The 20,722-nt window shown below is 45.8% G+C and carries 17 protein-coding genes and 1 tRNA gene; 4 read left to right on the top strand and 14 right to left on the bottom strand.

Features of this window, described 5'->3' with window-relative positions:
• Positions 1 to 11: 11 nt before the first annotated feature.
• A complete protein-coding gene (locus QUA54_RS00285; protein ID WP_333412370.1) occupies positions 12 to 1,157 on the bottom strand; it encodes a sulfate ABC transporter substrate-binding protein in 1,146 nt (381 codons plus the stop codon).
• 90 nt (positions 1,158 to 1,247) lie between these two features.
• Here QUA54_RS00285 and QUA54_RS00280 point away from each other — a divergent pair, with 90 nt between their 5' ends.
• The 3 genes from QUA54_RS00280 to QUA54_RS00270 all read left to right on the top strand — a co-directional run bounded on the left by QUA54_RS00280 (position 1,248) and on the right by QUA54_RS00270 (position 3,946).
• Positions 1,248 to 1,511, top strand: a complete 264-nt coding sequence (locus tag QUA54_RS00280; RefSeq protein ID WP_333412368.1) for a hypothetical protein — start codon at positions 1,248 to 1,250, stop codon at positions 1,509 to 1,511.
• Between the two features lie 41 nt (positions 1,512 to 1,552).
• Entirely contained in the window at positions 1,553 to 3,709 is a 2,157-nt protein-coding gene (locus QUA54_RS00275) for a WD40 domain-containing protein (RefSeq protein ID WP_333412366.1), read from the top strand.
• 164 nt (positions 3,710 to 3,873) lie between these two features.
• Positions 3,874 to 3,946 (top strand) — tRNA-Thr (locus tag QUA54_RS00270).
• Between the two features lie 175 nt (positions 3,947 to 4,121).
• Here the strand turns inward: QUA54_RS00270 and QUA54_RS00265 are convergent.
• From QUA54_RS00265 to QUA54_RS00240, 6 genes are all read right to left on the bottom strand, one after another.
• Positions 4,122 to 6,011, bottom strand: a complete 1,890-nt coding sequence (locus tag QUA54_RS00265; protein ID WP_333412364.1) for an aminopeptidase P family protein — start codon at positions 6,009 to 6,011, stop codon at positions 4,122 to 4,124.
• A 16-nt stretch (positions 6,012 to 6,027) separates the two neighbouring features.
• The gene (locus QUA54_RS00260) at positions 6,028 to 7,200 is read right to left on the bottom strand and encodes a pyridoxal phosphate-dependent aminotransferase (protein WP_333412362.1); all 1,173 of its coding nucleotides are present in this window, start codon (positions 7,198 to 7,200) and stop codon (positions 6,028 to 6,030) included.
• Positions 7,201 to 7,285: 85 nt separating this feature from the next.
• Positions 7,286 to 10,327: an SMC family ATPase gene (locus QUA54_RS00255; RefSeq protein ID WP_333412360.1), complete on the bottom strand. Its 3,042-nt coding sequence runs from the start codon at positions 10,325 to 10,327 to the stop codon at positions 7,286 to 7,288.
• 184 nt (positions 10,328 to 10,511) lie between these two features.
• Positions 10,512 to 11,687, bottom strand: a complete 1,176-nt coding sequence (locus tag QUA54_RS00250) for an exonuclease SbcCD subunit D (RefSeq protein ID WP_333412359.1) — start codon at positions 11,685 to 11,687, stop codon at positions 10,512 to 10,514.
• 193 nt (positions 11,688 to 11,880) lie between these two features.
• On the bottom strand, positions 11,881 to 12,228 hold the full coding sequence (locus QUA54_RS00245; RefSeq protein ID WP_333412357.1) for a DUF433 domain-containing protein: 348 nt from the start codon (positions 12,226 to 12,228) through the stop codon (positions 11,881 to 11,883).
• 59 nt (positions 12,229 to 12,287) lie between these two features.
• Positions 12,288 to 13,181 carry an ion channel gene (locus QUA54_RS00240; RefSeq protein ID WP_333412355.1) on the bottom strand — a complete coding sequence of 298 codons (894 nt, stop codon included), beginning with the start codon at positions 13,179 to 13,181 and terminating at the stop codon, positions 12,288 to 12,290.
• Positions 13,182 to 13,293: 112 nt separating this feature from the next.
• On the opposite strand from QUA54_RS00240, the gene QUA54_RS00235 reads away from it, so the two are divergent.
• A complete protein-coding gene (locus QUA54_RS00235; protein ID WP_333412352.1) occupies positions 13,294 to 13,614 on the top strand; it encodes a hypothetical protein in 321 nt (106 codons plus the stop codon).
• 359 nt (positions 13,615 to 13,973) lie between these two features.
• On the opposite strand, the gene QUA54_RS00230 is transcribed toward QUA54_RS00235, so the two are convergent.
• The 7 genes from QUA54_RS00230 to crtO form a co-directional block, all read right to left on the bottom strand.
• Positions 13,974 to 15,299 carry a hypothetical protein gene (locus QUA54_RS00230; protein WP_333412586.1) on the bottom strand — a complete coding sequence of 442 codons (1,326 nt, stop codon included), beginning with the start codon at positions 15,297 to 15,299 and terminating at the stop codon, positions 13,974 to 13,976.
• A 191-nt stretch (positions 15,300 to 15,490) separates the two neighbouring features.
• Complete coding sequence (locus QUA54_RS00225) at positions 15,491 to 15,640, bottom strand: hypothetical protein (protein WP_333412351.1); 150 nt, start codon at positions 15,638 to 15,640, stop codon at positions 15,491 to 15,493.
• Positions 15,641 to 15,854: 214 nt separating this feature from the next.
• On the bottom strand, positions 15,855 to 16,376 hold the full coding sequence (locus QUA54_RS00220) for a hypothetical protein (RefSeq protein WP_333193290.1): 522 nt from the start codon (positions 16,374 to 16,376) through the stop codon (positions 15,855 to 15,857).
• A gap of 283 nt (positions 16,377 to 16,659) precedes the next feature.
• Entirely contained in the window at positions 16,660 to 17,013 is a 354-nt protein-coding gene (locus QUA54_RS00215) for a hypothetical protein (protein ID WP_172184314.1), read from the bottom strand.
• Between the two features lie 402 nt (positions 17,014 to 17,415).
• Positions 17,416 to 18,516 (bottom strand): saccharopine dehydrogenase NADP-binding domain-containing protein, encoded by a 1,101-nt coding sequence (locus QUA54_RS00210; protein WP_333412348.1) that lies wholly within the window; start codon positions 18,514 to 18,516, stop codon positions 17,416 to 17,418.
• A gap of 164 nt (positions 18,517 to 18,680) precedes the next feature.
• Positions 18,681 to 18,893: a hypothetical protein gene (locus QUA54_RS00205; RefSeq protein ID WP_333412346.1), complete on the bottom strand. Its 213-nt coding sequence runs from the start codon at positions 18,891 to 18,893 to the stop codon at positions 18,681 to 18,683.
• A gap of 112 nt (positions 18,894 to 19,005) precedes the next feature.
• The gene (crtO, locus tag QUA54_RS00200) at positions 19,006 to 20,703 is read right to left on the bottom strand and encodes a beta-carotene ketolase CrtO (protein ID WP_333412345.1); all 1,698 of its coding nucleotides are present in this window, start codon (positions 20,701 to 20,703) and stop codon (positions 19,006 to 19,008) included.
• Positions 20,704 to 20,722 lie beyond the last annotated feature (19 nt).

The following is a 20,722-nucleotide window of genomic DNA, read 5'->3' as shown; positions in this document are numbered from 1 at the left end:
AGTCTGTTTTTTTACTGTTTAATTGAACCTTGGATTTTGTCAAAAACAGCTCCGTCATCGAAGAATTTCTTCTGAATATCTCCCCAACCTCCTAAGTCTTGAGCTGTAAATAGGGTTGTGATAGGGGCATATTTTTTGACAAATTCTGGTTCCGCCACTACTGTTGCATCTACTGGGCGGAAGCCTGCTTTGGCAAATTCTCGCTGAGCTTCTGGGGTATACAGAAACTTGACAAATGCTTCGGCGACTTCGCGAGTACCGTGTTTATCAACGTTTTTATCTACAATGGCAATGGGATTGTCGATCGAAACATTGACTTCGGGAATACTATAAGTCGGTTTTTCACCTTGCTGACCAGCCAGAAGAATCTCGTTTTCGTAGTTAATTAAGGCGTCGCCTTGGCCTTGTTTGAAAAATACGTCAGTAGCTTCGCGGGCGTCTTTAGTCAGGATAGGGACGTTTTTGTAGACTTTGCTAGTAAAGTCTAATGCTTTGGCTTCGTCTCCTCCGGTTTTAACAACCGATCCCCAAAGTGCGAGGAAATTCCAACGGGCAACGCCTGATGTTTTGGGATCGGCAGTAATCACTTTCACTCCGTCTTTGCTTAAATCTTCCCAGTTTTTGATGCCTTTGGGATTGCCTTCGCGGGTGACTATTGCTGCTACGGATTTGCTGACTATGCCATCGTTGGGGGCTTCTTTTTCCCACCCAGGTTGAATTAGTCCGGCTTTTTCGATTTTTGCGGTGTCGAGGGCGAGGGCTAAGTGTACGATGTCTGCTTCTAAACCGTCAATTACTGCCCGAGTTTGGGAACCGGAACCGCCGTAGCTTTGGTTGAAGGTGACCGTTTGGCCTTTTTCTTTTTGCCACTGTTCCACAAATTTGGGAATTATCGCTTCGTGGGCGGCTTTAGTGACGGCGAATGATACTAGGGTTAATTCTACGTTGCCTTTGTTGGCTGCTGGGCTAGCACCGCCTGGAGTGGCTGCGGGGTTGTTGGTGGTTCCCTGGCCGCAGGATGCAACGGCCAGACTTAAGGTTATTCCCACTAAAAATAGCGACACAAATCTTTTCAGTCCAGTTAATGATTGATTTGTGCTGACTGATGGCTGTTGCGGCCAGTGAAGGTGTTGAGTTAGGCGTTGCCACGGACTCATTATATTTATTCCTCTAGTGAAAGTACGGTTATTAGGTAGGAATACCGTAATTATGGTTGTGAAGTATGATTATAGACAAGAGCGAGTCAAATGGCAACAAAAAAAACAAATTGGGTGAACTCAGGGTCGATCGAATATCCTGAAGTCTTTTCCGTCGGTGCTTTCAATTCAGATTCGGGGGAAAATGTACACTATATAGATAGATACTATTATTTAGTTAAAGTGCTAAAATTGTGCGGCTGCAAGATAAGCCTGCACGATAAGCCTGCACGATACGCCTTACGGATACCATCGGCCGATCGCCCAAATGTAATAGCCCTGCCAAGAGTTTCCGCCCCAGGGGGATATGCCTGACTCGCGCGATCGCCCTTAATAAAAAAAAAGTTTTAACTGGTATGTCCTTACCCCGCCCCGTCTCAGACACCCTAATTGAACTGTTGAAGCCTGTAGCATCTGAATTGGGAGAAAGATTGGGAGCAAGCGCTGTCAACGAACGCTATGCAGAAATTGAGCCGTCTGGTTCTTCAGCTTTGAACCAGCAAATCAAAAAAGACCCCCGCTGGATTAAAGCACAAGTCAGATATTTGCAGCGGCAGCAGGCCAGAGAACAAGAATTAATCGCGCTCGCCAACGCAGAAGAATGGGTAAAGGAAGAACGCGCTAATCGGATTAAGGCACAAGAATTGAGAGATAAGCGGGCAATTAGCCGGCTTTGCCGCGACTTAATGCGGGAGTTTCAATCAGAAGCAATTCGAGTTAAGCTGAGCGAAATTCAAACTATTTGGGACAGAGATAACTGGTTTTCTAATTTGAGCCGGCAGGAAACCGAACAGATTTTGCAGCAGCAGCAGCACCGATTGCTGCTGTTAGTTGCTCCCGCAAAAATTAGCCAAGATTGCCCGGATTCGTTTCGCCACAATCTGAATATCGAGCTGCCGGCTAAGTTGAGAGCTTTTTTAAACCAGCACTACCCCCAGCACGGAGATTTGTCTCCGGTTCAGTTTTACGGAGACTATTTCAAAAAGCCGATCTCTGATATTGATGTGGAGCGGTTGCAGAGTGTTTTGTCTCCCGTACCGACAGCTATACTGTACAGCGATATCAGCGATTATGAAGTTAATTTTCATGTCGGTTTTTGGGGAATCATAAATCAGAGCGTTTCTTTAGTGGCGATGCAGCCTTGGAATTGGGAAGAGGTATATCACCAGTTGGAGGCGGAGGGCAAAGATAGAAAAGTGAGCCTGCGGATTATTCGGCAAATAATTGTGACAATCCACAAGTTATTGGCCGGTTTTTTAGCTGATTTGTATTATTTAAATATCGATTTTACTCACGAACCTCAGCTATTTAAATTAGAGGCGGAATTTGCTCACGAATGGTTTTCTAAAGATTGGGCCCTACCGTATATTGAAACTCTTAAAGAAATTCAGGAGCAGCAGCGAATAGTTTATAAGGGAGAGATGCGGCGGCTGACGCTTAGAGAGGCGAAAGCTAGGGCGGAACGCCAGCGTTTGGAGGAGGCTGAACTCAAACGCAGACAGGCCGTTGAGGAGGCATCTAAGCGGGCGAAGGAATTAGCTCACAAATTAACAAATCTGAAATGGCGGTGCGTATACACGCTGCCTGGACATTCATCGTTTGTGAATTCTCTGGCGATTAGTCCTGACGGCAAAATTCTCGCTAGCGGCAGTTGGGATAAAACTATTAAGATTTGGAGTTTAGAAACAGCGGAATTAATTGGCACTCTGACGGGACATTCCGATCGCGTAAATTCCGTTGCTATTAGCTATGACGGAAAAATGTTGGTCAGCGGCAGTTCGGACGAAACCATTAAGTTTTGGAATTTGCATAGCGGTGATTTGCTGTGTACTTTTCCAGGACATTCTATGGAGGTGAATTCGGTGGCGATTAACCCGAAGCGCCAGGTAATTGCTAGCTGCGGCGGGGCTGATAATACGATTAAGCTGTGGAATTTGCGGACTGGTGAGTTGCTGCGGACTTTGAGGGGTCATTCTGACAATGTGAATGCGGTGGTTTTTAGCCCGGACGGTAAAATATTGGCGAGTGGCAGTTCGGATGCGACAAGCAAGGTTTGGGATGTTGAAAGCGGCAAGTTGCTGCGGACTCTTTCGGGGTTGAATGTGGGGGTGAATTCTGTGGCCATCGCTCCGGACGGTCAGATTCTTGCTAGCGTCAGCAATGATTATACGATTAAGCTGCGGAATTTGCAGACGGGCAGTTTGTTGCGGATTCTAAATACTAATTCAGGGAGGGGGAAGGGTGTCACGAATTTAGGAATGAATGAGGCGCTGCATATTTTGCAGAATTATGTGAGTCGGGGCGATTCGGTTGCTATCAGTCGGGACGGTTTGACTTTAGCTAGCGGGTGCGATGATAATACGATTAATATTTGGAATTTGCAGACCGGGGAGCTGTTGAGCGCTCTTAAGGGACATTCGGGTACGGTGTACTCGGTGGCGATCGCACCTTCGGGCAATTTGCTCGCCAGCGGGAGTGCTGATCAGACGATTAAGATTTGGCGGTGCAATTAAGAAATCAGGACACGGCAGTGCCGTTTCCCTACAATATTATTTTGGGGTAGGGAAACGGCATTGCCATGTCAGACTTTGCGGGTAGGGCTTTTGAGCGAATTTGAAAAAAAATTGGCTGGGGGGGTTGCGCAGATGACTATAAGTTTGCTATATTAAGTTTCACTGCTGGTGTAACTCAGTTGGTAGAGTAGCTGATTTGTAATCAGCCTGTCGCAAGTTCGAGTCTTGTCACCAGCTTTATAGCAGTTTTCACTCGGATTAAATATCGGATTAAATACAGTAGGGACACGGCAGTGCCGTGTCCCTATCTGATATGTGCTATTTTGTACCTTTGGAGCGGGCTAGAAGCCCACTCCACAATAGTTTTAATAAAAATAGGTGCACAAGTTAAATGTGCGACCAATTACAAGGCTTAACCTAACGCAGCGCAGGCTTTTTTCAACCATTCAACTGTTGCAGCATCAAGTACGGGTTCCAGTTTCTCGACTACCGAAGCGTGATAATTATTCAACCATGCTAGTTGAGTCTTTGAAAGCCGATCGACATTTATTAATTTGCGCTCAAACGGAATATACGTCAGCGATACAAATCCGTACCAAACCAAACCGTTTTTGGATGGCATTTCCCTGACAACATAGAGATTTTCGATGCGAATTCCGCCCCATCCCGGTTCGTAATATCCCGGTTCGATGCTAGTTACCATTCCGGCTTCCAGGGGATACTGCACAGATTTGCTGATGCCGTTGGGCCCTTCGTGACCTGCTAAAAAGGCGCCGACTCCGTGCCCGGTGCCATGTCCGTAGTCTAGCTGTTCTTGCCATAATACCGCACGGGCGATCGCATCTAATTGCGATCCCGTTGTGCCTTTGGGGAATTGCTGCATTGCACAGTTGATGTGCGCGATTAAGACTGTGGTGTAGTGTTCTATTTGTAGCGCCGTCGGTTCTCCGATACTTACTGTTCTCGTATCGTCGGTTGTACCTGCTAAATATTGCGCGCCTGAGTCCAATAACAGCAGTTCCCCCGGTTTTAACGTTATTTCTGGGCTGGGGGTTCCGTAATGTACGATCGAGCTATTGGCTCCCGCACCGGCGATCGTTCTAAAAGTTAAAGTCTGAAAATCTGTTTCTTCTTGGTAAAATTTTTCGATGTTTTCTTTGACATCAAACTCGGTCAATAAATTACCATTTTCTAGCTGTTCTGTCAACCACTTTAAAGTCAAAGTTTTCGCTCGACTTGCTTTGAAATTAGCTGATTTCATCTGCTCGATTTCTACGGGATTTTTGCGAGCTTTCATCCCTTCCACCGGATGACTCTCAAAAACTATTTCGATGTTGTAGAACTGGGCTTCTTGCTGGTTTAAGATTAACTGATAAGTGCCTGCTGTGCTGTGTTTCGGATCTAAAAGTACCCGAATTTTATTTGGCAAATTTACGCAACTTTCTAAGGTATGCGGATAGTCTGCGTAGGGAAGCAAAGTTACATCCGCTCGCAATTCTTGCTTGATTTCTGGTGAAATTCGTTCGGGATTTGTAAACAAAAACGCTGAATCTGTGGTGACAATGGCATAGGATATGAAAATGGGAATGTGGGGAATATCCGAGCCTCGGAGATTGAACAGCCACGCTATTTGATTGAGGTTGGTAATCGGAAGCACATCGATATTGGCTTTTTGCATCGCTTCTCTGACTCTGGCTAATTTTTCGGCGGCGGTTTCTCCTGTCAGGGATACAGGTAAGCTAAATATGGGATCTGCATCAATTGCGGGTAACGTCTCTGCTGTTTTCCAAGGATTTTGCGATCGCACTTTGTCTGTCAAATTCTCCGGGATTGGTATGAGTTCAATCTCCGCAGTTGCAAATTTTTTCAGCCAATTTTGATATAGCTCTGTCGCTACGGTAAATGGGTCAAAGCCCAGGCGAATTTTAGTTGATTTTTCTGCCGATTCTACAGCCAGTTTTTTTAAAGTTTCAATTAAGGTTAAATTTCCTTCTAACCCGAGTTTCGATATTTGAATAATTCCAGGATCTACTTGCAATTCGGCTTGTTCGTAATAGCGGGAATCCACAAACAACCAAGCGGAATCTTTGCCAACCAACAAATCCCCGGCGGAACCCGTAAAACCGCACATCCAAGCTCGTCGCTGCTTGGCTGCTGGAACTGATAAATTTAAGTGTTCGTCAACCGCTGGGATGAAATAGCAATCTAAGTCGTAATCTGCCATCAAATCGCGCAAGTCTGCCAGTTTTGCAGCGGAGGCATCTTGAATATTTGTATTTGCTTTCAAGTTAGTGGCAACCATTTTAAAATTTCCTATTTTACTTGTTTAAAATTGTCTTCAAACCTTTAACCAATCTCCTAATACCTGCGGTGGCGGTTGCTTTCTCCAAAGCACCGTAAGCAACGCGCAAATAGCAGCCGCTATCCATGCCGAAGGTTGTACCTGGAAGCACTGCTACGTGATATTCGCGAATTAATTGTTCGACTAATTCCATTGTATCGAGTTCAGTATCAACTTTCAAGAAAAAGTAAAATGCTCCGCAGGCTGGGGAAATTGTACACAAGTTTTGGATGGTATTGAGTTCGTCTAATACGAGTTGCCGCACAGATGCGATCGCCCTTACATAATTATCGCAGTAATCTCTACCAATTTGCAAGGCTCCCAGGGCTGCATACTGAGAAATTACCGGCGGACAAATTAAGATTGTATCTTGAATCTTTCTCACTGAAACCAGCAAGTGTTCTGGGATTACCATATACCCGATCCGCCAACTCGCAAAACCGTAGGCTTTGGATAGGCTAAATAGAGAAATTGTATGTTCGCTGCTGTGGGGAAAAGCGGCGGGCGAACAGTGTTTTACGCCGTTATAAGTAAAATATTCGTAAGCTTCATCGCTGATGTGATAGATGTTGTGCTGGCGACAAATTTCGTTAACTTCCCGGAGTGCTTCGACCGAATAAACAACACCAGTGGGATTATTTGGTGAAACCGTGACGATGGCTCGCGTTTTGTCGGTAATTGCTTTTTTTATAGCATCGATATTAAGTTGATAGTTGGCGTCGGTTTCTACTATCATTGGTCGGCAATTTGCCATAATTGCCGCCATTTCGTGGTTGAAGTAATAAGGTGATTGGATAATAACTTCGTCCCCAGCCGAAGTGATAGCGAGAAGGGCGTTGGTAAATCCCATGTTGCTGCCGGCGGTAACGACAATGCAGTTTTTGCTATTAATTTCTATGTCGTTATCTGTTTTTAGTTTGGCTGCGATAGCATCCTGTAATTGTGGAATTCCTTCGACAGCTTTGTATTTGTGATTGTCGGGATTGGCGAAGAATTCTGGAATTTTATCAAATGATTCTTGTGGCGGATTGTAGTAAACTACGCCTTGTCCTAAAGATATCGTTCCCGGATTTTGGCGAATCAGTTCGCCAACTACTGGAATTATGGGCGACTGTACCGATTGCATTCGAGTCGCGTGATTTTTTATCATATATTATAGGTAATTGTAGGGGCAGGTTTAGTGATAATGTACGTCCTTAAGCAAGTTTACTATTTCACGCACGCGCCTCTCCACTTCAGGATCTATGTAATTCTATTTTAGAACCTTGCGGTGACTTAAACACTTTAACTTGTGCGGGCAATCTTTCGCCCAATTCTCGAACGTGGGTAATCACTCCAATAAGCCTTTCTCGCTGCCGCAAAGATTCTAAAATTTGAGTAACGCTTTCGAGAGTTTCGGTATCTAAAGTGCCAAATCCTTCATCAAGAAACAAGCTGCCCAAGTGAGTTCCTTGAGACAGTTTTTCTGACAAAGCTAAAGCCATTGATAAGGAAGTGGCAAAGGTTTCACCGCCGGAAAGAGTGCGTACTCGTCTAGCTTCACCGCCGTTCCAATTATCTGCTACCCAGTATTCGCCGTCTTGGTTTTTTAGTTTGTAGCGATTTTCGGTTAATTCTTGCAAAATTAATGTGGCGCTGCCGACTAATTCTGCTTCTAAATGTTCTAAAATGTAGGATTGAAATTCGTTGGATTTGAGATTCTGCGCTAAGGTGTGATAAGTTTGCTCTTGTTCTGTGAAATTTGTGATTTGCTGTGACAGTCTTTCGGCTTGTTCGAGGTTTTGAGCTGCTACTTGAATCCACGCTAATAGTTCGGCGCGGTTGTTGTTGGCTTGTTTGAGGTTTTCTTGGGCGGTATGTTTTGCCGATCGCACTTGTGCTAAATTATTCTCATCGGTAGTTCTGCCTGCGATCGCCTCGCTCAAATCTTTCGCCCGCGTCTCTAACTGAATTTTTGATTCGCGGTGAGAACGAATAGCATTTTCCCATTGCGCTTGTTCCTGAACAGTCGCAACCGCTGCTAAAAATGTCTCTTCTGTGAAATCAGCCGCTGTTAATTTTTCTGACCAATCCAGGTTTAGTTGCTGTTTATGGGCTTGGGCTTGTCCAAAAACCTCTCCAGCTTGTTGCTCTCTCTCTGCTGCTTGAATAACCGTATTTTGAGCAGTTTGATAGGATTTTTCGGCAACTTTCAGCAGATTAGTCAAGTTTTGCTTATCTTCTTCTAAGGCTTTTGCTAAATTAGGATAAGGTTGATATTCGGTAATTTGATAAAGCGCATTTACACAACTTTGCAACTGCTGCTGCCGGCGGTCGGATTCGGCGATCGCATCTTGATATTCTTGCTGTTTAGCTGCTTGAGTCGTCGCTGCAAAATTAAATCTTTGCTGACAATTATCATATTCCAATGATGCCATTTGGAACTGCTGCTCGGTTTCGCGGTATTTGCGATCGCTTTCTTTAAGTATTGCGAGTTCCTGCTGCAACCCCAAGCTTTCCCACTGAGGAGTTTCTAGAATTTGAGCGATTTGCCGCTGCAATTCGGCAACTCTATTCGCGGTTAATTCCAACATTTGAGCAATTTCCGACTCTTTTTGCAGGCAGGCTGAAACTGCGCTTTTTCCCTCAGCCTCCAACCTTTGAGCAGCTTGAAAAGCCCGATTTGCCGCCGCAAATTTCTGCCGCAAACCAGTGAGATCGACAATATTAGAATTAGGCAAAGGAGGCAGGCGATCGCTCTCAGGATGCACCCCCCCGCACACCGGGCAAGTATCGCCAGAATTCAGCGACATTCTGACAGCAGCAACACTCTCTAAACGTGCCGCTTCCGCATTAGCGGTTTCCGCCGTTTCTAACTCGCGGCTGCACTCTTTTAGCCTGATTTCGGCTGCTTCTAAATTAGTGGCAACCTCCACATAATTCTGTTGAGCCCTTTCCTTCTCTGCGATAGATTTATCCAACTGTTGCTCCTGAGCTTTTCCCTGCTTGGCAACTAGCTGAAATTCCATTAATAAGGGTGCAATTTGCTGCAATTGCTCTAAACGCTTTCCTCCCAGCGAATACTGTTCGAGCTGTGCGGCTGTTTGAGTCACTCGAAAACCCGCACCTTGAATTTTATTGTTAGCAGCTTGCAGTTCTTTATCTGCTGCTTGAAAAAAGCGAAGTTTTTCTTGTTGAATTTTTTGGGCTAGCGCAACTTCTTTTTCTAATTGAGTGCGCTGTTCTTCATATACTTTCGCAGCAGCTAGAGCATCTTCGCGAGCCTTAATTTGTGGCGCTAATGCCTTTTCTTTGGCTTTTGCCTCGTCAAATTTCTGCTGCTCTACTGCTAGCTCTGAACGAGCTTTAATTAACAGCTTTCGCGCTGCCACCGAGGCACTTTCGGCAGTTTCATACTGACTGCGAGCCGATCGCACTAAAGCCCAATCTCCTTGTAAATGATTGGCAGCTTGCGCTCTTTCTAAACGCTGTGCTAAAATGTGCATCTCAGCAGAATTAGCATTTAATTTAGCCAGTTGTTGTTGCAGCTCTTGCCAGCGAGCAATTTGCGAAAATAGCTGTTCCTCTTCATCTAGATCCTTCTGAGCTTTCATCACAGCGCGATCGAACTCAGGCAACTGCTGCTCTAAAATCAAAAGTTGCGATCGTCTTTGAGCCACCTCATCCGCCGTCGGCGCACTCAACTCAGCTAGCTGCCTTTCCACCATTTCCCGTTCCTGTTTCAGCAACTTTGCAAGCTCATTTGTTTCCTTGCGCATCTGCTCAAAAATCTCAAATCCCGCTAGCTGCCGCAAAATTTCCCGGCGTTTTGAAGTATCCCCTTTAATAAACTCATCAAACTTGCCTTGAGGCAGAACAATTGCTCGCGTAAAAGTATCAAAATCCATGCCTAAAATCTGTTCGATGGTATTTTGAACAGCAACGATACTCGTCCCCAAAGTTTCCCATTGACCATTTTGCCAGTTGTCCAAAATCACCTTATTTTCGGGAGATTTCGGACGAAAACGCCACCTTCTGGTCACCCGATACTGTGCCGAACCCACAGAAAAACGCAACTGAACTTTTAAATTTTCGCTGCCTTGACTTGCCAAATCACTAACTTGTTTGCCGCTGCGAGTTGTTGTGCCAAAAAGAGCGTAAGTCATGGCATCTAGCAGTGAAGATTTGCCCGCACCTGTAGCACCAGTAATTGCAAACAAATCGAGTTGAGAAAAATCTAAACGCTGTTCCTGGCGGAAGCTGGTAAATCCTTCGAGAATAAGTTCGAGTGGACGCATATTAATTTTAGATTTTAGATTTTGGATTTGGGCTTTCTATTACTTTTTACCAGGCTCTGCCTGGTAACACAGATTCGGAGGATCTGCCTCCAAATTTCCTATTTAAGCGCGAGGCAGATCCTCTGGATATCGGTTCCCAGACCGAGCCTGGGAACCTGTTAAAATAAGGCGGAGACAAGAGTATTTAATTGTTAACTGTTTCCTTAAACTTCTTGTACAAATTCTGAAATTCCTCCAATACTTCCGGTTTCGGTGTCGTTCCCAATCGGTTTTGATAATAGTTGCAAAACTCTACTGATGGATCGAAATTATTGGGATCGATATTAGTTATTTCTGTTGGTTCTAGCGCTGCATCTGGATAGCGCGGTTCAATTAACAGCGCTTGAGAACAGATTTGGCGCACTCGATCGGCAAGTCCGATTTGCGGACTGTCCAGTTCGACAATTACTTTCAAGAAACCCGGATGATACTGATGAGCTTGTAAAGTTTCATCGAGATTGTCGTTATGACATTTAAGCACTTTTAACGGCTTGTGGCAAGTCACAGGCTTAAATTCCACCTTTGCCTGACTTCCCGGCTCAACTTCTATCAAGCAAAATCCTTTTTCCTGTTCCGCTTCTCCAAAATCTAACTGAATCAAAGAACCCGAATAATAAGCCGGAGAAGTCTCAGAAATCCGCTGGTGAATGTGGATGTGCCCCAGGGCAATATACTGAGCTTCCGGCGGCAGAGTTTGCGATGACAGCAGGTATTTTTCTCGCGTGTAATAAGCGACTTCGGATTTGGCCAATCGAGCGCCGTCAATGCTCATGTGTCCCATCAGAATATTGACAGTATTGTCTCTAAAATCCCTGGTTAAATCTTCGAGTAAATATGCTACTATTTCGCGGTAATCTTTGCGGCGGTCGGCATCGCCAGACTGCCAGAGAGAATTAGCATCTAACAGTCTTTGTTCGGAAGCAAAAGGCATTGCTCCCACACAAAGTTTACCGCTTTTTGTATTGAGAGTAATCGTGCCGCCGTCTGCCGAGCGCCTGGGTTTACCTAAAGCGCGAACACCGGCGAGGGAAAGCAATTGCGCGATGCTGTCGATGCGGGATGCCGAATCGTGATTACCGGCGATCGCAATTGCGGGAATTCCTGCCGCTTGGAGTTCGCAGAAAAAGTTATAAGCAATGCGTTCGGCGTAAGCGGGAGGGTTGGGCACGTCGAAAATGTCGCCCGCAACGAGCACAGCATCGACATCCAAGGCTTTTGCTTGCTTCAAAATTTGTTCGAGGGCGATCGCAATTTCGGAAGTGCGATCGATCCCTCGAAAACGTCGCCCTAAATGCCAGTCAGCAGTATGAATTATTCGCATAGTACGAGGAGTATTTTATTTATGTTAACTGAGATTTTGTATCATTTTCAAGAACGGGCAAGATGCCCGTTCCACAACAAATTTATTCTTTGTAGAACGGGCATCTTGCCCGTTCATAAAAGCCTGATTTAAAATGGTAAAATATCTCAGTTTTAATGCTTTGTGCGATCGCGGTATAAATATCTGCCACTGTTTATGCCTCTTCCTGTTCTCTAATTGCTGTTTCAATCTCATCAGAATATGCCTCAGCATAAGCCCAAGCATTCGCCAAATCAGCGGCACGCAGAGTCGGATAGTCTTCTAGGAGTTCAACTTCAGAAATACCTAAACGGCGAGCATTCACCAGCACCCAAACAGGAATTCGCGTTTGTCTGATGCTAGCATCGCCGCCGCACACGCCGGGAGTCTTTTGAATTCCCGACCAAAATTTTCTTAAACTTTGGGCTAGTAATTCTATAGCTTGAGCCTTCTCTTCGGGAGTTAAAGCTAAGAGTTGCGGTTGCAATTCTTTCAGTGTCGTATTTGCAGTTATTGAGTTCATAAATATTAACTTTTTTTTGCCATACAGGTATTCTAGCACTGGTGGCTAAATCAAAACTTTCATTCAACAGGCTTCACATCGTGAAACCGAGTATAATCAACCACCCGCCCTCCCGTCGCCGATTTCAAAATAATATCTACAAACCGCATATTCCACAGAATTTCTGACGCCACAAAAGAATGTCGCGCGTGAATAGTTTGCGAAACTGTTTCGTCAATTCCTGTTAACGTAATTACAATTTCCGCTTGCTGTTCCATCAAGTCTTTGGAAGTAAGTTGGTACAAAGGACTGCTCTCGTCAATTGGGTGCATAACCGTCCAAGTTAATGCAAAAATCGGAGAATGACTCCGCATCAATTGCAAATCGTAAAAACGCCGCATAAATTCTCCTTCCGATGTTACCTCGTCGCGGATCAAAGTAGCTCGCTGCTGCGCTTCTAAAATCTGGTTGAAACGCTGATTTGCGGTGCGGTACATCAGAGTCGGAACGCCGTTGAAAGGAGCGATTACAGCTACGCGGCTGAAGATAACTCTAGCTGTTGGTCGGGAAAATCTAGCAAAAGCCAGTCCCGTCACCATTGCCACTCCCCACAAAGCAAAAAGCGCTTGGATCGCGACTATAGTATTAGCGTAATCATTGCGCGGATACATGGCGCCGTAGCCGATCGTCGCCATTGTTTGCACGCTGAAATAAAAGGCATCTTTGAAAGAACCCGGTCGCGCGTTAGCAATGCAATCTCCTCCCGCCAAGTAAGCTAAGGCAAATAAAGAATTCGTGAGTGTATAGGACAGACAAATGAGTATGAAAAATCGCGGCCAAGAAAGAATTAGCAGCCTGTGGTAGAGGTCGGCAAAATGCAGGCGAGGTACTCCCAACTTGACAATATTTAAGGAGAATTGTCCTTTGCGGCTGACTAAACGAGCTTGTGGCTGGCGGTTGCGGTGAATTTTCATTGCGATTTGTAACTGCGGCTGTTTCAATTTGTAACTATTGCTTTGAGCGGCAAAACTTATCCTTTAGACTGATGTCTGATTCCAAAAATGCGGATAAAAGCGGAGTTTAGAAATGGTTGAGCTTAACTGGCATGACTGTGTCGTTATGGTTTCTTTTGTGGCTTCTATTGCGGGTCTAGTCCTGCTGGGTGATAATCGCAACTCGCAGCCAACGGACGAGCGCACTTTGAGCGAGGAAATCCTAATCAAGATGAGCTTTACTTACTGGATAGTGTACTGCATCTCTTTTTTCGGGCTGAAACTTCACCTACCAGAAGATAGCTGGTTATTGCTCAGTTTGAAGCTGACTACGGTTCTTTCTTACTTGTTGACCGCTTCTAGCATACTCAGCCTGCCGCTGCAACGCATGGCTGTCCGACAAGTTGAAGATTAAAAAAAAGGCGTTTGTAGTGAGGACTTCAGTTCTGTCGATCGCGGTGAAGAAAAACTAACGTCCTGACTGCAAAGCTAATTGAGTTATATTACCGGGCAATCAGCTCACAGTTAGCTGTGAGCTTGTTTAATTGTTTATGATGTTAGAGATGCAGACTAACGCGCCCAAAATGGCTAGGGTCGATCGCACTCGTACTTGAAATTGTCATTCTGTTCCTGCCTTCCTTTGGTTGCGGAAATCTCAATGAGTATCAGTTGGCGAAGCGGGCGCGTTAGCGCATAGCATGAGGTGGAGTTGGTGAGCAGCCTGCACTGTAGGCGATAGCATAGCGTGTAGGAGTATGTCACGAACTTAATTGCTCAGGATTTAAAGCCTTTAGAGCTTTTCTTTTTCTCCTGCGGTTTGGACTTTGATTTGTGAACTTCGCCTAAAGCTTCCTGAAATAAGTTGTGCAGGTGCAAGGGAACGCTGGCAATTTCCGGGAGTTCGGGTTCTAAGGGTTTTTTAAACTCTTGCAGCAGGGCATCTAAATCGCGATCGAGCTGAAAGTCTGGGCGTTGCAATACAGTTTGCAAAATTTGTTCTAATTTCGCTGGATTAACTTTCGCTAACCGCTGGAAAATCCAGGCATTAATTGCAGGATCTTCTAGATAGTTGCGAACTAGCTTTTCGTAACCGGGAACGGTTGAAAAGTCTTCGGCTGCTAGCATTGCAGTAAATTGAGCGTAAGTAGACAAAAAGGTTTGTCCCCAGCGAGGATGAGAAAGTGCTGTCACCTGTTCGGCTTTCTTGAAGCGATCGGGCAATTCGACTTTCGGGATTACCATTTTTGAGTGAGGATCGCCATCGATCGCGACCTCAACTGAAGAAGGATCTGCACCGGCTGCTGCTATAGCTGCTGCTTTAATTTCTTCTGCATCGACTCCGGCATCTTCAACGATATCCGCCAGAGATTTACTTTGATCGACGCCGATATCAGCTAGGCGTTTTTTAGTCATTAATTCCTGAAATTCAGCCAACTGTTTATTCAGGTGATATCCCGATTGCGTCACTTCATCGGTGCCAAAAAATTCGGTAAAATCTTCGTGGTACTGTTCTACAGACTGCCAAGCTTGCTCTAACAATTCCGGCGCATCGCTGTACAAATTATTTTTGTGATTTTGCTTGAAATTGCCGATCGCCACCGCCAACTTCGGCTTGCCCAATTTCCCCATCGGTATCGGAGGGCCTGAGAGTATCCACCAGTCATCGGTGAGAGGAGCAATCCGAGCCCGCAAGATTTCTCCTAACTTAAAGCGAGACATTTCTTGCAGGAAATTAGTGCTGTTGGGCTTAACAGCGTAGTGCTTCGCCGTCAGCCAGTTCATCAGTTCAAAGCTGTCAGGGGAAAGCTGAGTGATTTCAAATAAGCCGGTGAAGCTTCTGTGGCGCCAACTTTCTAGCAAGCTGCGATCGCTCTGGGTTAAATCCGGCTGACTTTCGACAAATAGGTCGATCGGCGTTTTCTCCCCGACTTTACCTTCAACTGTAAAACTGTCAATCACTTGATTTTGCTGAGCAATGTCGTAGCGCTCGCCGGTCGATCGAGCAGCCGCAAAAGCTTCCAAAGCTACCGCTAACTCTCCCTCAGCATCCAGCACAAAGTCAATTAAATTTTGCTTGAGTGTCCAAGCTCTTTCCAGCATTTCATCCACAATTTATACCGATTTTGAATCAGAGGATTTAGATTAACAATTATCGGATTTGAGGCCACGAACGCTTTCACGCTCCGGCTGCGGCTAATGTGCATCGCGAACAATGACAGAAATATGCGATCGATGCCTCAGTCCTGAATTAGTTTAATTTTAAGGCTAACAGTCAAAAAAAAATGCCCATCTCAAACAGAAGCATCCCGATTTTGTACTAAGCGTTTTTTAGGAGTGCGATCGTCCCGCACAGCAAAGCCTCTATATCTCGCTTGGTACTCTGCGGCTCGTACTCCTGTGAAATAAAAATCGTGCTGAAAAATGCGATTTTCACGGAGCATAAAAATACCCTCCCCGATGTAGAGAGGGGCTGAAAATCCCCAAAAACTTAGCTAAACTCGCGTTAAAAATAGTCCCAGGTATCAACAACAGTCCAAGACGCAGCAACCGGGTTTTTTTATCAAAACACTTCGCTGCATTCCCCACCAGGGGTAAAAAACCCGAAAAGCTGGAGTTTGTGTGCGTCCCAGACTGAGAAATACTTGGCGTCAGCCCTTAGCGGCCGTCTTTGTCAATGTCGCCAGGAACAGCGCGTTCCACGCGATCCCAAGCGTCGCGCGTGGCGTGCTTCGCTTTTTCCCAAGCCACATTAGACTTACCGCGATTTGTTTCGTAGTCGCGCTGCAAATCGTTTTCGCTCTCGTTGAAGCTCTTACCAGTACCGGCATAGCGGCTGTATCCCTCATAACCGGTACGGTATGCAGGCTGATAGTCGTCGTAAGTCGCGCCCGTGTCCACGTAAGGACGGGAACTGTAGTTGGTTTGCCAGTAAGCCTCTTCTACCGTGGGGTCGATCGCCTCGGCCACACCTTTGCCGGCCAAACCGCCGCCAAACGCACCCACAACAGCGCCCACAACTGCTCCTACAGGCCCACCGATCGCACCGCCGATCGCAGCACCCGCAGCACCCGCACTCGCCGCACCAATACCCGTTCCTACTGGATGAGCCCCTTTTTCCCCGGAAAGCGGGTCGAGGTTAGCATCAGGTTCATGTACCGTTTTTTTGTCATCGCTCATGATATTTATTTCCTTTATGTAACTGTAGTTATTATTAAATTTACCTTTTAAATTAATATCTATTCATCTGCCTTAAGGATGAACCTGCTAGCTCAAATAAACAGGGGAACCACAAAACCCTTTTGAACGCAAAAAGTGGTTTGACACGCTCCTCTAACGCGGTAAGGTGCGCATTGCGCACCTTACATAATTAGTTTCAAGTGAGTCCTGAGCTCGGCTCAATTGTATACTCACCGAAGGTCAGTATTTACCAGGCACTTGGGTGAGATAGAAAACTGTAGATTTAGTCCTTGCCCGTGACTTTTTCGATCAAACCTTCAGCTTTTTGAACTATGTTTTCTTGCGGGTGTTCTCCCTTGTACTCCTGTAAGCTTTCGTCGTAAGCTTTCTCGGCCTTTGCAGGGTTTTGAGAGGTTTTGACTATTTCATCGTAAGCTGCTTGGGGATTGAGATCCTCGAAACTTTCTGCGGGGTCAGTAATTTTAGCTTCTTGCGGCGCGTGACTCTTGTCTTGACCTGCGTAAGCAGCCTGACTGGGTACTACCGCTAGACCTAGCAGACCAATGAAAGCCAGCGTACAGACCAGCAAAATGCTTTGGCTCAATGTTTGTCCGAGAGCTTTTAAAACCCGCTTCATATCAACTTCTCCTGGTATTTTTCCGCAAAAATTATGGTGTTTGTCACCCCTTCACTGCGATCGCACATTTCATAATTTAGCGATCGGGGCAACTTTTGTTGCAAGTGCTGCGCCCTGAGACAGCGAAAAGGGATATTTACCGTGTTGTGAAATATATTAAACTCCTGCTCGTTAAGTTTACTTCTACCAAAAGATAGATTAGTTCGCTCCGCTCCTAAATAGAAGATTCCTTACATCAGCTACCATGCTCAGTCACAGGCTAGGATTGCCCGTTCCACAACAAATAACCTTTCTGGGATCGCAGATCCAAAAGCCTGTAATTATGAAAGCCTGATTGAGGTTGCTACGCCATTTCAGTTATTCGCAACTCGACAAACATCCCAACGCATTTCAAGCCAAAAGTTACAAAGATTCTTGATTAATCTTCAGGTTGCGGCTCTGCATTGCTTGTTCAAATAATTCGGTAGAAAGAGCTTGCTCTACCGACCAAACGCCAGGTTTTTCCAGTTTTCCTTCTAACATTAATTGAGCTATGCTACCAGTACCGATGCCCGTAGCGGCGGCAGCATTTGGGTGTATCGCTGTCGAGCAAACTTTAGCGGGTTGACCGTTTTTGAGACCGCTCACTTGCGATCGCACTGCGACACCAACCCCACTAAAACTATTAGTAACACTGGTCATCCCGTAACTGACGTAGGAGAGAAATTCAATAACTCCGTTATTTTTGAGCCAGCTAGCCGGCCAATACTTGGCAACAAACCAAGTAAGGTGATTGTAAAGGTCGGGAGACGTACCAAATTTAGTCACAACGGATTTAACGGGGAAAGTCTCGGGCAAAGTGATTGCTTCCGGCATATCGAACCAGTAAACGCCTGTTTTGCCGTAGGGTGTGGGAAATTCAATTGTTTCGCGATCGCTGTAGGGTTTTACTTGCTGCCACTTGCGATCGGCCCACACCTCAAAAGGAGTTTGCAAGCCTAAAAAAGTAGTTCTCATGACGGTAACGCCAGCACCGCCAGAACCTCCGACTACATAACTCAAATGGATGTGTTCTGCTTCATCTAATTGTTCCACATCTCGGCGCACCATGCTGTTAGAAACACCTGGAAAAATTCCCGTATTAATAATAGCCGTAATCCCAGCATTCTTAGCAGTTTCGCGCAATTCTAAAGCTCTGCGAGTAAAACTGCGGCTGTCGCTGACATCAGTATAATTAACACCTGCTTCTATGCAAGTTTTCAGTACACTAGCATCTCGGTAGTGAAAAGGCCCGGCACAGTGAACGACGAGGTTAGAAGATGAAACCGCTTGGTGCAGGGCTGCACTGTCTGCTAAATCTAAAGCTTGATAGTGCACCCTATCTGGTGGCAATCCCGGCGTAATAGAGCCTTCAGGGTTGCGTCCGGTAATAGTAATTTCTGCATCGGTATGGGTAACAAGGTCTTGGGCAACGCTACTGCCAATTCGTCCCCGCCCGCCGACAATCAAAACTTGGTTTGCCATCGCTCAAAAAAGGGTAACGCCATGTTTCAGTCTCTCAACTTTGGGCGAGCGCTTTCATCCGCATAAAGTATGAATTTACGAGAATCTGAGATGCTGGGGGATCGGTGGCGATCGCCCTTATCCGCAGATGGGGAGCGACTTTTAACAGCGACTTGCCTGTTCTGCTAAATTAGAGGTTTGGCTGCGGCGCTAAGTTTAAAAATGCCTTCAGCGTTAACTTGTTCTTCTAATATTGAGAATTTTATCAATGGAATGTGATCTCGGATGCCAAAATATTTTAACAGATGAGAGGGAACGCGAACCACCGCCACCGATCGCCAAAGATGCTCCAATTTAGAAAGGGTATTGAGGGCGATCGCAAATCGTTTTCCCTTCACAGGGAATCAACCAGAAAAAATTATCGCACTCACAGACTGATAAATGAATACAAACAAACGCAGATGTGATTCATCTGCGTTTATCTGCGTTCATCTGCGCTTGCTAAAAATCTTACTTCTCATTACTCCGAAATACCGACTTACCCTTCGCTTTCAGAGTATTAGCCGCATCTGCTAAAGTCTGCGCGAAAGGCTGCTGCGAGTGCATGAAAACGCGAGCGGTATTGCGTCCCGGCATACCCGAAATCGATCCGCCCGGATGAGTTCCCGCCCCTGTGAGAAACAAACCGTCGATCGGCGTTTTGTAATTCGCCAACTCCGGTAAAGGACGGAAAAATATCATTTGATCTAGCGTCATATCAACGTGATAATAATTTCCCTTCAAAGCGCCCAAACGCTCTCCCAATTCCGCCGGACTTTCCACGTGGCGGCCGATAATTGCATTTTTGATATTTGGCGCGTATTCGGCTAATTTATCAATGCAGCGATCGGCAACTTTGTTTTTCAGCTCATCCGTCCAACCCGTACCGTGCTGGCCAGTTCCTTCAGCATTTTCGATCATGTAAGGAGCAAAAAATTCAATCCAAGCCGTATGATGTCCGGGGGGAGCCATTGACGGGTCTAGTACCGTCGGAAACACCACATACATGGATGGGTCTGAGTCGGGAATTCTGCCAATTGAAGGGTCGCTGTGAGCTATTTCAACGTGTCTCACCGAGTCTGCAATTAAAACCGACCCGATTAAATATTCGTCCCGATGATTCCAGCGCTCGAATCTAGGCGCTTCATTGAGAGCTAAGTCTATTTTGAGAATAGTCTCGTTGTTGTTAACAATTTTGCGCTCCAATCTTTCCCGCAAATTCGGGTCAGCAGCATCGACATCGCTATCATCCATTAAATGCAGAAACAAGCGCTTCGCATCAATATTAGAAATGACACCTTTTGTAGCGCGGTATTCCGTGCCGTTGGCAACACGAACTCCCACAGCGCGACCGTCATCAACTAATATTTTCTCGACGTGCTGGTCGGTAAGTACCACACCCGAGTATTTTTTCACTACACTAAGCAGCGCTTGCACTAATGCACCCGTCCCTCCGCGCGGTCTTGCCATGCCGGGATTGTGCCTCATTGCCAGCATAATTGCGCCTACAGCCAGAGTTTTTTGCGAAGGAGGCGCGCCGAGTTCTGCGGCGAATCTTGCTAGGGGTGCTTTGATAAATTCCTCGTCAAACCACTCGTTGAGAAGGTCTTCAGCGCTGGTGAGCATGGTGCGAACAAAGTCCAGCGTTTTGTCGGGGGAACCGATGACTGACAATAAATCTTTGATCTTTGCAATATCGTAGTTGCCCAGAATATCTATGATGGATTTTGGTGGCGCATTAAACATCGGAACCATTGCACCTAAAGCCCGCTGCCAAAAGTCTGTATATTCTGCATATTTTTTAGCATCGCGCTCGTTGTAGCGGGCAATTTCTGCACAAGTTTTTTCTACAGATTTGTGCGCTAAGAAATATTTGCCGTCGGGATGCGGACAAAAGGCAACTGGATCGCAGAAAAGATATTCTAAACCGTGTTTTTCCAGTTCTAATTCTTCTACAACTGGCCCTAAATGGATAAATTCGTGGTCGATCGCGCACATATTGAATTTAAAATCCGGCAATTCGGGAATCGCAGCTTCAGTAGTTGCCGCGCCGCCGGGAACTGAACGTTTTTCTAACAACAGGACGGTATATCCAGCTTTGAGGAGATAAGAGGCGCAGACCAGTCCGTTGTGACCTGCTCCTATGATAATCACGTCATACGTTTGCATAGATGAAGCTCTGGGGATA

This window comes from Microcoleus sp. MOSTC5 (genome assembly GCF_036701825.1).
Taxonomy (GTDB): domain Bacteria; phylum Cyanobacteriota; class Cyanobacteriia; order Cyanobacteriales; family Microcoleaceae; genus Microcoleus; species Microcoleus asticus.
Note: the sequence above shows the minus strand (reverse complement) of the source record. Positions and strands in the feature narration are given on the sequence as shown.